The organism is Congregibacter litoralis KT71 (assembly GCF_000153125.2).
Lineage (GTDB): Bacteria > Pseudomonadota > Gammaproteobacteria > Pseudomonadales > Halieaceae > Congregibacter > Congregibacter litoralis.
Window position 1 is genome coordinate 2099951 of sequence record NZ_CM002299.1, and the last position, 14036, is coordinate 2113986.

Below are 14036 nucleotides of genomic sequence, written 5' to 3' on the forward strand. Positions count from 1 at the left end.
CGGACCAGGCCCCTAAAAAAGAAAATAGCGCTGCGCCATGGGGAGCACAGTTGCGGGTTCACAGGTGAGCAACTCGCCGTCGGCGCGCACTTCGTACGTTTGGGGATCAACCTCCATATGCGGCTGGAAGTCATTGAGCCGCATATCCGCCTTGGTCACGCTGCGACAGTCTTTGACCGCCACCAGCCGCCGATCCAGTCCCAGGGACTCGCCGATGCCCGCATCCAGGGAGGCGGCGCTGACAAAGCTGACGCTGGTGGCATGGCTTGCCTTGCCAAAGGCGCCGAACATGGGCCGGTAATGCACGGGCTGGGGCGTGGGGATTGAGGCATTGGGATCGCCCATAGGTGCCGCGGCAATGGCCCCACCTTTGATGATGAGCGCGGGTTTTACACCAAAGAAGGCCGGCTTCCACAGGCATAAATCGGCGAGCTTACCTACCTCCACGGAGCCCACCTCGTGCGCAATGCCATGGGCAATGGCCGGATTGATGGTGTACTTGGCGATGTAGCGCATGGCGCGGAAATTGTCCGCAGCACCGGATCCGAGTCCGCCCCGCTGGGATTTCATTTTGCTCGCGGTCTGCCATGTTCGGCAGATAACTTCACCGACCCGCCCCATGGCCTGGGAATCCGAGGAGATGATGGAGAAGGCACCGAGGTCGTGCAGTATGTCCTCCGCGGCGATGGTTTCTTTGCGGATGCGTGAATCAGCAAAAGCCACATCCTCAGGAATCGAGGGGTCCAGGTGGTGACAGACCATCAGCATGTCCAGATGCTCATCGACGGTGTTGATGGTGTAAGGCCGCGTGGGGTTGGTGGAGGAGGGGAGTACGTTGGGCAGGCCACAGGCTTTGATGATGTCCGGCGCATGGCCGCCGCCGGCGCCCTCCGTATGGTAGGTGTGGATCGTTCGGCCCTTGAAGGCTGCAATGGTGTCCTCCACAAAACCCGACTCGTTGAGCGTATCCGTGTGAATCGCCACCTGTACGTCGAAACGCTCCGCGACGCTCAGGCAGTTGTCGATGGACGCGGGCGTCGTGCCCCAGTCCTCGTGAAGCTTTAAGCCCAGGGCGCCGGCGCTAAGTTGCTCCTCCAGGGCGATGGGCAGGCTTGCGTTGCCTTTTCCCAGGAAGCCGAGATTCATGGGAAAGGATTCAGCGCTCTGAAGCATCTTGCCGATGTGCCAGGGACCCGGTGTGCAAGTTGTTGCATTGGTGCCTGTTGCAGGTCCCGTGCCGCCGCCGATCATGGTAGTGACGCCGCTCATGAGCGCCTCTTCGATCTGTTGCGGGCAGATAAAGTGGATATGCGCATCGATGCCGCCGGCGGTAAGAATCTGTCCTTCGCCGGCGATGATCTCCGTGCCCGGCCCGATGGGAAAATCAATCCCTGGCTGCACGTCGGGGTTGCCCGCTTTGCCAATACCGCTGATGCGCCCCCCCTTGATTGCCACGTCGGCTTTGACTACGCCCCAGTAATCAAGAATCAGGGCGTTGGTAATCACCGTATCCGGTGACTCTGCACAGCTGACCTGGGATTGCCCCATGCCGTCGCGAATGACCTTGCCGCCACCGAACTTCACCTCTTCGCCGTAGATCGTGTGGTCTTTTTCCACCTCGATGAATAGCTCGGAATCCGCGAGACGCACCTTGTCACCCACGGTAGGTCCAAACATGCTTGCATAGTCACTGCGACTGATCTTGCGCATCAGAGCTCTCCCATCACGTCGCCGCGGAATCCATAGACCTTGCGGTCGCCCGCCAGCGCCACCAGTTCGACATCGCGCTTCTGACCCGGCTCAAAGCGTACGGCAGTGCCCGCTGCAATATCGAGGCGGAAACCCCGCGCAAGGTCGCGATCAAACAGCAGTGCCGGGTTGGCCTCGGCGAAATGATAATGGGAGCCCACCTGTACGGGACGGTCCCCGCTGTTAACTACGGAAATGCTGAGGACCTCACGGTGTTCGTTAAGTAGCAGTTCACCACTGGCGGTAATTGTTTCGCCGGGAATCATGCATCACCTCCGCCGATGGGGTCGTGCACGGTGACGAGCTTGGTGCCATCGGGGAACGTGGCCTCGACCTGTACTTCCTTGATCATCTCGGGAACGCCCTCCATTACGTCATCACGCGTCAAAATGGTGCGCCCAAAGCTCATAAGCTCGGCAACGGTCCGCCCGTCCCGGGCGCCCTCAAGAATCGCCGCGCTGATCAGGGCCTGGGCCTCGGGATAATTGAGTTTTACCCCACGATCCCGGCGACGCTCGGCGAGGAGCGCTGCGGTAAACAGCAGGAGTTTGTCTTTTTCTCTCGGGCTAAGCTCCATCCTGATTCCTTAGGTTTTCTGCCGTTGGCGAGAGCATAGGCATCGGCTCTTTGCTCGGCAAGCACTGTAATAGCATCATGTATGCCAGATTCTGGGCGTAGCCGGCGTTACTCCGAGAACGTCTTCCGTCGCTGCCCGCCAGAGGCGCGCGAACCCGGCGCGGCAGTGCTGGGCGTCATCGCCCAGATAGCGGGCAATGACAAGCTCTCCCCGGTGGGTGACGGTGAATGCCCCCTGATTGGGCGCAGGGTTTACGGCCCGGAGCCAGTCTTCCAGGCAAGGCGCCGCGGGAATGTCCGTGAGCACCATGATGCCGACGGTGCTCTGTCCCTGCATGCCCATGGCAGCCTGGCTGAGACGATCGCCCGCGGTGCAGCTCAGGCGCTCGATAAGCAGTGGACGGCCTTTGCGAGATATCTCCAGCCGCTGCTTGAGGCGACCCCGGGTGAAGGCCTCGTCGCAGGCGGGCCGGCCGAGGACCACAACGTCCCAAAATACCAGTCGGGACCGGGCCTGGAGTTCAATGCGCGTATCAAGCTCGGCATTCACGCCGTTGAACAGAATGGTTTCCTGGGGTACCCATTCGAGGCAGGCATCATCATCCACAAGGAGGTTCACCGATTGGCGCTGCACTTCCCGATGTTGGTCCACGGTATAGAACCTGCCGGCCGCTGGCGTTGTCACCAGCGCCTCGCCGCTCTTCACCGCGATATTGATCTGCAGATCATCGCCGAGGACAACGCCGCCGGGGGGGTGGAGGAGGTAACAATGGGCTTTACCGCCGGGCTCCGGGTGGAACAGTCTCTGTACCCGTAAGGGGCCCTCATGCGCGCAATGGGCAAAACGCGTCAGACCGGCACTTTTACGAAAAGAAAGGTCCAGTTGGGCGCGCCACTGGCGGAGCGGCTTGCTAGACTCTGCTTCCGAGCTTTGGGGGGTTTGCGGGGTGTTGAGGGTGTCTAAACGCATGATGTCTACCATACCGCATTGCCTGCATACATGGCGCGAACATCTGGGGCCGGCAGCGGCCATGATCCTTTGCCTTTGCGCCGCGTCGATGCCAGCGGCAAGCCGGGGCGACGACAGCCGGGATCTCACTGCGCCCATCGCCAGTCGGAACCTGTCACCGCTCTATGCCAACTTAGGCGTTCCCGTGATGACCCGGGCAGCTTCCTTGGAGGAGGGTGAGTGGATTGTGGACTCGACGCTGCACTGGGCCAGCCATGCAGTGCTGGAGCGACGAGGGGGTGAGGGACTGGAACTCGATGGTGAAACCCAGCGTCTGGACCTTCGTCTCCAGCGAGGCTTTGGACGAAAGCTGTCTCTCTCCTTGAACCTACCTTACATCCGCCACAGTGGTGGGAACCTCGACGGACTCATAGATGGCTGGCATGCGTTCTGGGGTATGCCCGACGGCCCCCGCGGCGTTCAACCTGACGACAGACTGCGCTATGCCTACACGGGTCCCGAGGGCTTTGAGCTGGATTCCTCTCGCTCGGGGCTGGGGGACGTGGAGCTTGGCGCCAAGCTCCAGGTCTCCGCCGGCGACAATTGGGCCCTGGGGGTTTTCGCGCAGTACAAGTTTGCGACGGGTGATTCGTCCGACTTCACGGGCAGCGGGGAATCCGGGGCCTCCCTGGGGGCGAGATGGTCGCGACAGCGCTGTGTCTTCGCGGATGTCAGTTGTCATCTACAGATCGGCGTGAGCGAGGTAGGTGACAGCGCCTTCGATGAAGATGCGGATACGGTCACCCCCTTTCTGGGTTTTAGTCTTGCATGGCTGATACATCCGTCGGTGTCGATTCTTGCGCAAATTGATACTCACGACGTGATTTATGAGGCTGCAGTGCTCAGGGAAAACGGGTCGCCCGTTTGGGGAACGCTGGGGCTTCGCTGGCAGCCTGCGACGCGATGGCTCATTGATGCGCAGTTTGTGGAAGATCTCGCCGTGGGAAGCGCGCCGGACGTGACTTTCAGGTTCTCCCTCTCTCGGGGCTTTTGAGCCTCTTTCCCAGTGTCAGTCGTCGTTTGCGCGATGCTGCCCATGCACTGGTACTATCTCCATTATGACTCACTAATAGAAGGATAAGAGCGATGAGTTTTAACGTCGAACCGTCAGGTCAGGCCTGCGGGGCGCGGGTAACCGGCCTTGATCTCTCTAAAAATCTCGATGCAGATACCGTGCGGGCGCTCCGCGGGGCGTGGCTTGAGCACCACGTGCTCGCTTTTCCGGATCAGTCGATCAGCGATGATGATCTGGAGCGTTTTACGCAATATTTCGGACCCTTTGGTGAGGATCCCTTTATCGCCCCCATTCCCGGGCGTGAGCATGTGATCGCCGTGGAGCGTCGCGCGCAGGAGACATCGCCTATTTTTGCCGAGGCCTGGCACAGCGACTGGAGCTTTCAGGCAACGCCCCCCATCGGAACCTGTCTCCATGGGGTCACGATTCCACCGACGGGCGGGGACACCCTGTTTGCCAATCAACACAAGGCCCTGGACACGCTTCCCGGCGATCTTCGTCAGCGCATTGAGGGCTGTATGGCCATGCACTCGGCCAAGGCGGGGTATGCGCCCGATGGTATGTACGGCGATGCGGATGCCGCGGGTGATCGAAGTATGGATATCCGTCCCTCACCCGATGCAAAGGCGGTACAGACACATCCTCTCATTCGCCGGCACGGTGAAACCGGGCGGGCGTCTCTCTACAGCTGTCTGGGTTATATCGTCGGTATCGAAGGCATGCCCGATGACGAGGCCATCGAGCTACTGATGGAGCTCTACGGCTGGCAGACCCGGGAAGAAAACATCTACACCCATGAGTGGGAAGAGGGTATGTTGATCATGTGGGACAACCGCTGTCTGCTCCACCGCGCCACGGGGGGCTACGACGGACACGACCGGTTGTTGCACAGAACAACCATAGGTGCCGGCGCTTAAACCCAGCGCCGCATCTTGAAAATCAGCGTCAGTCCCAGGCCTACGATGCCGCACAGGAAAACGACGATCCAAAACGCGGCGTCGTTGTCGACGCCTGGCATGCCACCCACGTTGATACCCATAAGACCCGTAAGAAATCCAAGGGGCAGGAAAATCACGGCCGCTACGGTAAACAAATAACTGCGGGCGTTCATTTGCTCGGCAATGCGGCTGGTGAGTTCCTCCTGCGCCAGGACGGCTCGGTCCCGGACTTCATCCATATCTTCAATGTGGCGTATGAGACGATCGTTGATTTCCCGCAGCCTCAGGCGATTGAGATCATCCAGCCAGGTGAGGTTCTCGGCGCCCAGGCGATTCATGGCCTCTCGCTGGGGAGATAGATAGCGACGCACAGAAATAATTTGTTTTCTCAAGGTGGCAAGTTCTATCCGTATCCCCGATGTTTCGCCGCTCAACAGTCGCTCCTCAATGGCCATGACGCGATCTTCGAAATTTTCGATGGTGCCCGTCATGCGCTCCGTAATACGCTCCGTCCAGATAACCAGAAGTTCCACGGCGTTTCTTGGTCCATTGCCGGAGTACAGCTCTTCGAGTACGTCATTGGTCGAAAGGAGATTCCGCCGGCGGGTGCTGATGAGACGGGTGCCGTCGGTCCAGATGCGCAGAGACACCATATCGTCGGGATCCTCGCCGGGGTTCATATTGATACCCCGAAGCGTGAGCAGCAGATTGTCACCTCGATTCAGGGCGCGGGGGCGGGTCTCTGCATTGGTGAGAGAACTGTAGGCAATGTCGTTCAGGCCGCTGTGGTCCTGCAACCACTGCCGGGCTTCCTCGTCCTCAAAATTGAAGTGAAGCCACAGACAGCCATCCGCCGCCGTCCAGTCTCTGACACGATCCCAATCCCAGGTCCGAGCGCCGCCGGCACCGTCGAGGAGCAGTGAATGCACTAGCCCCCCTGGTGCTGCCCCTTCGCCTGATTGCGGCTCCACTGTCGATTCACTCATGATCACTCCGCAATAGGAAAAGTTCGCCCGATAATGCAGGGCGTGTCCCGTCCACGCAAGCACCCAGAAAACCGGTGGTTAAACCGTATCGCGTTCCATGTCGCCGATGAGCTTGAGAGCATCCTGGCGGCTGTCACCACAGACATCTTCCTGCGCAGTAAATTGCTCACAGACGGCCGGGTACCGAGAGCTGCCCCAGATGCCGCAGCTGTAAGTGGACATATCCAGATTGACGCAGGGGGTATTCGCGGGCTTACCCTCGGGCATGCCCGGAAGAGGGCTGGTAATAGAGGGCGCGATGCAGCAGGCACCACAGCCTTTGCGGCAGTTCATAGAGTGGCAAAATTCCCCGAGTTAATGGGCCTTCAGCGTTTTAATGGAGCCCGTACTTCGTCACAATGTTCACCGGGTTCGGTCGACTAGCCCGAACGGAGCACTGTGAACGAATCAAATAAAAATAACGTCAGCGAGTTTCTCCTACCCAACCGGAAGGTACGCCCTCTTTTTCTTCGTGCTCTGACCATCGCGCTCATCATCCTCGGCGGCCTGGTAGCTACCGTGATTCGCTATGCCGACCAGCGCGCCGAGGAGTCCTTGCTGGAGTCTCTGCAAAACGAGGAGCGCCAGGTGACGGTCTCGATGGTTCAAACAGTGGAGCAGGAGCTCTTTGCCACCACGGCCAGCTTGCAATACCTGGTCTCGCTCATGGAGCGTAATCTCGCTGAATCTCGTCCTCTGGAAAACGTGGCGCAAACCTTACTGGATTTTTCGGCGACGCACCCGTCCTTTGACCAACTACGATATCTCGATGTCGACGGGCAGGAAGTTGTGCGCGTGGACTCGACGGCGGACGGTGCACGAATCGTTCCTGAAGTCGAGCTTCAGGATAAGTCGTCCCGTAGTTATTTTCAGCGGGCACTTGCTACGAAGAAGGGCCGGGTACTCGTCGTTCCCGTGCAGTTCAATAAGGAGCGGGGGATACTTGAGCTACCCCTGAAGCCGGTGATGCGTCTGGCCACCCCCGTTTTCGACAAAGAAGGCAATAAAGTCGGTGTTGCCGTGATCAACTACAAAGTGCGGGTGCTCCTTGATCGGCTGTTTGACGCGGGTAAGCTGGCGACGGGCAGCGCGAATATCCTGAGCCTCCAGGGACGTTGGCTCATGGAAAGCCGAAGCATTCAACCCGAGACCTATATTCTGAACTCACCGGAGGATAGAAGCTTCGTAAGCCAGTTTCCTGAGGAGTGGGGCCGTATACGAGAACGCACGGCGGGGTCCTTTCGTTCGGAAAACGGGCTCTTCACCTATCGGGTGTTGTTGCCGGCAACGCTGGGGCAGGACACTTCCATAAATCCCATAAGCTGGACCATCCCCAGAGCGGGCAGTAAGGGCGAGGGGGGGTGGATCGTGCTGTCCCATTTGCCCCCTGCGCAGTTAGAAAGCGTTCTCGTCGCCAGTCGCCTGCTGCCTACGGCTTCTGCTCAGCTAGCTCTGGCCCTGCTGATTTTTTCGATGTGCTGGCTGATTGCCTTGCAGTTTGCCGGGAACCGATTACGCATGGAGGCACTGAAAAGCTCGGCCCGTTCCGACGGGCTCACGGGGTTGGTAAACCGCGGCGAGTTTGATCGCAACCTGAGAAGAGCGATCTGTCTGGCCGAGCGCAACAGCCGAGCCATGGGCGTTGTGTTTATTGATGTTAACGAGTTCAAGGCCTTGAACGATGCTCATGGTCATGCCTCGGGGGACAAGGTGCTCATTGCCATTGGGAAACGCCTCGGGATGTCCTGTAGAGGCTCCGATGTCGCCGCCCGTCTCGGTGGGGATGAGTTTGCCGTGATTCTCTCGGAGCTCGCGGGGCGCAGCGATGCCAGGGTCGCAGCCCTTGCCATCGCCGAACGTATGCAACAGCCGCTGTACCTGGACCATGGTGAGTACAGGACCAGCGTCAGCGTTGGATTTGCGGTTTACCCCGAGGATGGCGTCAGCGCCGAGGCGCTTCTAGCTCGTGCTGATGAGAAAATGTACGCTGAAAAAGCGCTTTCCCGACAGGCTGCGAACGCCTGAAGTCGCCCATCAGGATTAAAAGTGTATTAGTTCTGGAGTGTTTTATTTTTCGCACTCATAATGCGCCGCGTTCACCTTTCGCTCTTCTCACAAGGCTCGTATTCCTCTATGACCGCATCCATTGCTGCACGTATTGCAGACGAACTTGCTATCGATCAAAAACAGGCCGCAGCGGCTATTTCACTGTTAGATGAGGGCGCCACGGTGCCCTTTATTTCGCGTTATCGCAAAGAGCTGACGGGAGGCCTTGATGATACGCAGATGCGTCTTCTGGAAGAGCGCCTGCGCTATCTGAGAGAGCTTTGGGAGCGGCGGGACAGCATTCTTGGCAGCATCGGTGACCAGGGCAAGTTGACGCCGGAGCTGGAAGCGTCGATTCGCGCTGCAGACACCAAGAGTCGTCTGGAAGACTTGTATCTACCCTACAAGCCCAAGCGCCGAACTAAAGCGCTGATTGCCCGGGAAGCGGGTCTGGAACCTCTTGCGGACGCATTGCTCGCAAACCCCGAGCTCGTACCCGAGGTGGAGGCTGAGGCCTTTCTCAACGCTGATGAGGGTTTTGATAGTTCGAAAGCGGTTCTCGACGGCGCCAAGCAAATTTTGATGGAGCGCTTTGCGGAGGACGCCAATCTTCTTGATCGTTTGCGACAGTTTCTCGGGGCAGAAGGGCTCCTGGCCGCGCGTGTGATTTCTGGCAAAGAGAAGGAGGGCGCCAAATTCAGCGACTACTTCGAGCACACGGAGGCCCTGCGCAGTGTTCCTTCCCACCGCGCGCTGGCGATGTTTCGGGGCCGCAATGAGGGGATATTGACGCTGGATATCCGCTTGACGCCGGAGGAGAGCAGCAGTGATGCCCATCCTTGCCAGAGCATGATCGCTGCGTACTGGAAGATTGATGACCGCGGTCGACCCGCCGATAAATGGCTAGCCGAGGTTGTTCGTTGGACCTGGTCCGTCAAGCTGGCCAGTCATATACAAAGCGATCTTTTGATGCAGCTTCGAGAGAATGCCGAGGCAGAGGCGATCAAGGTGTTTGCGAGCAACCTGAAGGACCTCTTACTGGCGGCTCCCGCAGGGCCCAAGGTTACCATGGGCCTTGATCCCGGATTGCGAACAGGGGTCAAAGTAGCGGTCGTTGACGCGACAGGAAAACTGGTCGATCAAGGCACCATTTATCCAACCCCTCCGCAGAATAAGACACGTGAGGCTGCGGCAACACTTATGACAATGATCAGGCGTCACAGCGTGGAGTTAATCAGTATTGGTAACGGAACGGGCAGTCGGGAGACCGATCGCTTTGTGGCTGATGTGCTTTCGGAACATCCGGATCTATCGGTCCAGCGCGTTGTGGTGAATGAGGCGGGCGCTTCGATTTACTCCGCCTCGGAGCTTGCGGCGCGGGAATTTCCGGATGTGGATGTGACTATCCGCGGCGCGGTTTCCATCGCCCGGCGTCTGCAGGATCCTCTCGCGGAGCTTGTAAAGATTGACCCTCAGTCCATTGGCGTAGGGCAATACCAACATGATGTTAGCCAGCTGCAGTTGGGGCGCCAACTCAATGCCGTGGTTGAGGATTGTGTGAATGCCGTGGGTGTTGATATCAATACCGCGTCGGGACCCTTGCTCACCCGGGTCTCGGGTTTAAGCCAGCGTATCGCTGAAAACATTGTTGCTCTTCGCGACAGCCAGGGTCCCTTTAGCACGCGTAAAGCGCTGATGAACGTATCCGGGATGGGCGCAAAGACCTATCAGCAAAGCGCGGGTTTTCTTCGCGTAATGGATGGCGAGAATCCCCTGGATGCGTCCGCGGTACACCCCGAATCCTATGGCCTGGTCGAGGAGATCGCAAAGGAGAATGGTCGCGAGCTTCGCAGTCTTATCGGTGACGGCCCTTTTTTGCGCGCCGTCAACGCCGAGAAGTATGTCACGGACGTTGTGGGCCTACCGACTATTAAGGACATCCTCGGGGAACTGGAAAAACCCGGGCGAGATCCGCGTCCGGAGTTTAAAACGGCAAAGCTGCAGGCGGGGGTCGAGAAAATCACCGACCTTAAGCCGGATATGGTTCTTGAGGGCACGGTCACTAATGTGACGAGCTTTGGTGCTTTTGTGGATGTGGGTGTACACCAGGACGGCCTCGTACACATATCGGCCATGGCAGAGAAGTTTGTAAAGGATCCGCGGGATGTAGCCAAGGCGGGAGACATTGTGACCGTGAAGGTGATGTCCATCGATGTCGAGCGAAAGCGTGTGGGCTTGAGCATGCGTTTAAGTGACAGCGCCGAGGACAGTCAGCAGGACCCAGGGCAGCGCAGGTCCCGGCCTGAGGCTAAAAGGTCCCACGATAAAAAAGCCACAGACACATCCGGTCGCCAGGGCAGAGAGAACACAAACGGGCGAGGGCGCTCGTCACCGGGCGCAGGGAAGCCCGCCGGCGCCTTTGCCAATGCATTTGCCAAAGCGCTAAAAAACGACCAAGGTAGTTAAAGACGCCGGTTCTCAGGGGTCTTGAGATAGTCTTGAGATCGTCTTGAGATAGTCTTGAGATAGTCTTGAGATAGTCTTGAGGGAATTGTCGATGCGTTGCGGAAAAGTTGCGGGAGAGGGCAAAGGAATGATGCGTTCATTGTCGATGATGTTAGGCCTAACCCTTGTCAATGTAATCGCCCTGCAAAGTGCGATCTCCCAAGCTGCTGATTACGATCTCATTATCCGTCACGGCAGCATTTACGACGGCACCGGTGGCGCCGTATTCAGCGCTGATATCGGCGTCCTAGACGACCGGATCGCATTTGTCGGAGGCCTGGATGGCGCAAGAGCCACTATCGAAATCGACGCCCGGGGCAAGGCTGTAGCACCGGGTTTCTTTAACCTCCTGAGTCACGCGCATCTTTCCCTGATAGAGGACGGCAGGGCGATGAGTGATGTTCTCCAGGGCGTTACCTTTGAAGTGCTGAGTGAAGTCTCCCTGAGTCCCCTTACGCCGGAAACCCGGACACTCTTCGCACGCAGCCGAAGCGTGTCAGAAGACGAGCTGCCCTGGGATACCGTCGATGAGTATCTCAAGCACGTCGAAAAAAGCGGCGTATCGGTTAATTTTGCGACCTTTGTGTCGGCCGCCACGGTGCGAAGCAATGTGCTGGGCGCCGGTGATGTGTCGCCCAATGCCGGGCAAATGCAAGCTATGCGTGGGCAAGTCGCAGCAGCCATGGCTGATGGTGCACTGGGGCTCACCTCTGCACTGATCTATGCCCCCGGGACCTTTGCCGATACGGAAGAACTCATTGAACTGGCCAAAGTGGCGGTGAAATACGATGGTATCTACACAGCGCATATGCGCAGTGAAGGGAACATGCTCCTTGAAGCGATGGAAGAAACCTTTCGCATCGGTAAAGAGGCTGACATACCCGTAAAGATTCACCATCTGAAAGCGGGGGGCACGCCCAACTGGCCAAAAATGGCGGAAGCCATCGATAGGATCAATGCCTATGCCGCGTCCGGGGGTGAGGTGTCGGCAGACATGTATACCTATACCGCGGGCGCGACGGGTTTGGACGCAGCCATGCCTACCTGGGTGCAGGCGGGGGGCTACGATAAGTGGGCAGAACGGCTTCGCGACCCGATGATTCGCGAGCAGGTAAAGGCCGAAATGGCCGAGAACGCGAGTGATTGGGAGAACCTGGGCTATTTTGCGGGCCCGGACGGCATGCTGCTTATCGGATTCAGAAATTCCGATTTAAAGGATTATGCCGGTAAAACCGTCGCTGAAGTTGCTGAGCTTCGGGATCAGGATCCAAGAGATACGATCATCGATCTGGTGATCGCCGACGGCTCCCGCGTGGATACGGTCTACTTTCTGATGAACGAGGACAATCTCAAATCGCAGATCAAACAGCCCTGGATGATGTTCGGCTCTGATGCGCGGGCTATGGCCGCCGAGGGGGACAATCTGAAGCAGGCGACGCATCCACGAGCCTACGGCAACGTTGCCCGATTGCTGGGGCGTTACGTGCGTGATGAGCAGGTGATCAGCCTCGAAGAGGCTGTGAGACGTCTGACGAGCTTACCCGCAGAGGTTTTGGGCATCGAAGAGCGTGGCCGTATCGCCAATGGCTTCTTTGCGGACATCGTGGTGTTTGATCCCGCCGTTGTAGAAGATCGAGCAAGCTTCGATGATCCTCACGTGTATGCCGTTGGCGTCAGCGACGTCGTGGTGAATGGTGTGCAAGTTGTCGCGCAGGGTGAGCACACCGGCGCGTCGCCCGGTCGAGCGGTTCGCGGGCGTGGTTATGCCCGTGAAGCTATGGTTCAGAGCGCTTTTAAGCGTTAGAGGATAAAGATAGGGGAGTCAGGTTTCTGCTTGGCGGCTAATGCTTATTGTCTAACATCCTTTCATCCAACATCCCTTATTTAACATAATATGTATTATGCGCAGTTATGGTTCCCAAGCTTTGTATGGCTGTTGTCGTTGAGGGCTACACATTGTCTTCAGCCCTTGAGAGCCTCATCAGCTTGTAAACCGCGTCTATACGTTTATGTGTTCGCCGGTTGGCTTCTCGTAGGATCAGCGCCGTAGAGATTGCGACGCCCAAGGTGATCGACATAACAGTTTCTCGCGTCATGTCGAAGTCAATTGTTTCTGTTAGAAACAAAAAAACAACAACAGCCACCAGAATGTCTACGATTGGGATGAACGGATTATCCGAAGGTCGCAACTCCTCGATTTCAACGATAATCTCGTCTCGACGTCTCATGTCCTGATACACCTGTCTGGCTTCTGCATTATTCATCTCGGTGCCTTCTTTCAGTCGACGCTATCACGATACCCTTTTGAATCTTCTTTGTGTCGCTATCTACTCACAGGTAAAGGAACTTTATTCGCCTCAACGTTTTAGTCTTTTTTATAAACTAGAACCGGCGAAGCGGTGTTAGCGTGGTCATACTTGAAGTGTACTAAGTATTTCTCGGAATTCGACGTGACTCGCTACACTAAAGGTGACATTTCGTATGTCGACGACGCTTAGGGCAGTACGACCGAAGCGCACGCCCGCCCCTCCCCACGCGCATTGCGGCGTCTCAGATATGCGGGCTGTGTCCACGCTTCAAGTGATGGGATGATGATATGAAAAAACTCAAGTTAATCGCTTCATTGGTATGGACAGTGTCTGGAATTGCCGGTGCAGCCGATGTCGATAACAACGTTCGATTGAGTTTGGAAATAGCGGAGTTCTACTGCGCTCCCGAAGTTTCAGAACAGGAATTATGTGATACCTCCAATAAGACGCTTATGCATAAGCAAGAGGGCTTGGATTTGGATACCGTCCTCACAACACCGTGGAGTCGGTCTACAAGCACATTAATAACTGCACGTGACAGGAGGGTCGAACACTCGCTCAAGGTGCTGGGTGGCGAGCTTGAAATCGCGCTAAGACCGTCGTTGTTGGATGATGGGAGAATTCTGGTGAACTTGGATTACAGGTTTCTTGGGCTTGGTGAAGATCGCGAAGCGTTGAGTACGCAAGCAGTAGTTGAGATTGGTGGAAAAGCTGCGGTGATCGGCGGGGGTGTGCGCTTAATCGAAGACAAAGATGGTGCCCGCGACATGAAGGTAGTAAGAATCATCAGGCTTGGAGCGCCGTGATGAGCGGTCGACGTTGAGAGGACGCGTCATTGGCCACGGAAACACCCTGTTGTATGCA

General features: G+C 57.4%; 13 protein-coding genes. 6 read left to right on the forward strand and 7 right to left on the reverse strand.

Features of this window, described 5'->3' with window-relative positions:
- Positions 1–12: 12 nt before the first annotated feature.
- From ureC to KT71_RS09710, 4 genes are all read right to left on the reverse strand, one after another.
- Positions 13–1710 (reverse strand): urease subunit alpha, encoded by a 1698-nt coding sequence (ureC, locus tag KT71_RS09695; RefSeq protein WP_008295590.1) that lies wholly within the window; start codon positions 1708–1710, stop codon positions 13–15.
- Positions 1710–2015 carry an urease subunit beta gene (locus KT71_RS09700; RefSeq protein ID WP_008295589.1) on the reverse strand — a complete coding sequence of 102 codons (306 nt, stop codon included), beginning with the start codon at positions 2013–2015 and terminating at the stop codon, positions 1710–1712. Before KT71_RS09700 ends, ureC begins: the two co-directional genes overlap by 1 nt.
- Positions 2012–2326 (reverse strand): urease subunit gamma, encoded by a 315-nt coding sequence (ureA, locus tag KT71_RS09705; protein ID WP_008295588.1) that lies wholly within the window; start codon positions 2324–2326, stop codon positions 2012–2014. The genes KT71_RS09700 and ureA overlap by 4 nt, the downstream gene beginning before the upstream one ends.
- Before the next feature lie 75 nt (positions 2327–2401).
- Positions 2402–3307, reverse strand: a complete 906-nt coding sequence (locus tag KT71_RS09710; protein WP_008295587.1) for an urease accessory protein UreD — start codon at positions 3305–3307, stop codon at positions 2402–2404.
- Between the two features lie 49 nt (positions 3308–3356).
- Here KT71_RS09710 and KT71_RS09715 point away from each other — a divergent pair, with 49 nt between their 5' ends.
- Both KT71_RS09715 and KT71_RS09720 read left to right on the forward strand, forming a co-directional pair.
- Positions 3357–4328, forward strand: coding sequence for a DUF3187 family protein (locus tag KT71_RS09715; RefSeq protein ID WP_023659546.1), 972 nt, complete (start codon positions 3357–3359; stop codon positions 4326–4328).
- A 92-nt stretch (positions 4329–4420) separates the two neighbouring features.
- Positions 4421–5266 (forward strand): TauD/TfdA dioxygenase family protein, encoded by an 846-nt coding sequence (locus KT71_RS09720; protein WP_008295585.1) that lies wholly within the window; start codon positions 4421–4423, stop codon positions 5264–5266.
- Here KT71_RS09720 and KT71_RS09725 read toward each other — a convergent pair.
- Both KT71_RS09725 and KT71_RS09730 read right to left on the reverse strand, forming a co-directional pair.
- Positions 5263–6273, reverse strand: a complete 1011-nt coding sequence (locus KT71_RS09725; protein ID WP_008295584.1) for a zinc transporter ZntB — start codon at positions 6271–6273, stop codon at positions 5263–5265. The two genes, KT71_RS09720 and KT71_RS09725, sit on opposite strands and share 4 nt — an antisense overlap.
- A 78-nt stretch (positions 6274–6351) precedes the next feature.
- Entirely contained in the window at positions 6352–6606 is a 255-nt protein-coding gene (locus KT71_RS09730; protein ID WP_008295583.1) for a YkgJ family cysteine cluster protein, read from the reverse strand.
- Positions 6607–6711: 105 nt separating this feature from the next.
- Here KT71_RS09730 and KT71_RS09735 point away from each other — a divergent pair, with 105 nt between their 5' ends.
- The 3 genes from KT71_RS09735 (at position 6712) to KT71_RS09745 (ending at position 12667) form a co-directional block, all read left to right on the forward strand.
- Positions 6712–8337, forward strand: coding sequence for a sensor domain-containing diguanylate cyclase (locus KT71_RS09735; RefSeq protein ID WP_008295582.1), 1626 nt, complete (start codon positions 6712–6714; stop codon positions 8335–8337).
- 108 nt (positions 8338–8445) lie between these two features.
- Positions 8446–10824 (forward strand): Tex family protein, encoded by a 2379-nt coding sequence (locus KT71_RS09740; protein WP_008295581.1) that lies wholly within the window; start codon positions 8446–8448, stop codon positions 10822–10824.
- Positions 10825–10951: 127 nt separating this feature from the next.
- Entirely contained in the window at positions 10952–12667 is a 1716-nt protein-coding gene (locus tag KT71_RS09745; RefSeq protein WP_238549469.1) for an N-acyl-D-amino-acid deacylase family protein, read from the forward strand.
- 145 nt (positions 12668–12812) lie between these two features.
- Here KT71_RS09745 and KT71_RS09750 read toward each other — a convergent pair whose 3' ends face one another.
- Positions 12813–13127 carry a hypothetical protein gene (locus tag KT71_RS09750; RefSeq protein WP_008295579.1) on the reverse strand — a complete coding sequence of 105 codons (315 nt, stop codon included), beginning with the start codon at positions 13125–13127 and terminating at the stop codon, positions 12813–12815.
- Positions 13128–13459: 332 nt separating this feature from the next.
- Here KT71_RS09750 and KT71_RS09755 point away from each other — a divergent pair, with 332 nt between their 5' ends.
- Positions 13460–13978 carry a hypothetical protein gene (locus KT71_RS09755; protein ID WP_008295578.1) on the forward strand — a complete coding sequence of 173 codons (519 nt, stop codon included), beginning with the start codon at positions 13460–13462 and terminating at the stop codon, positions 13976–13978.
- Positions 13979–14036: the final 58 nt, after the last annotated feature.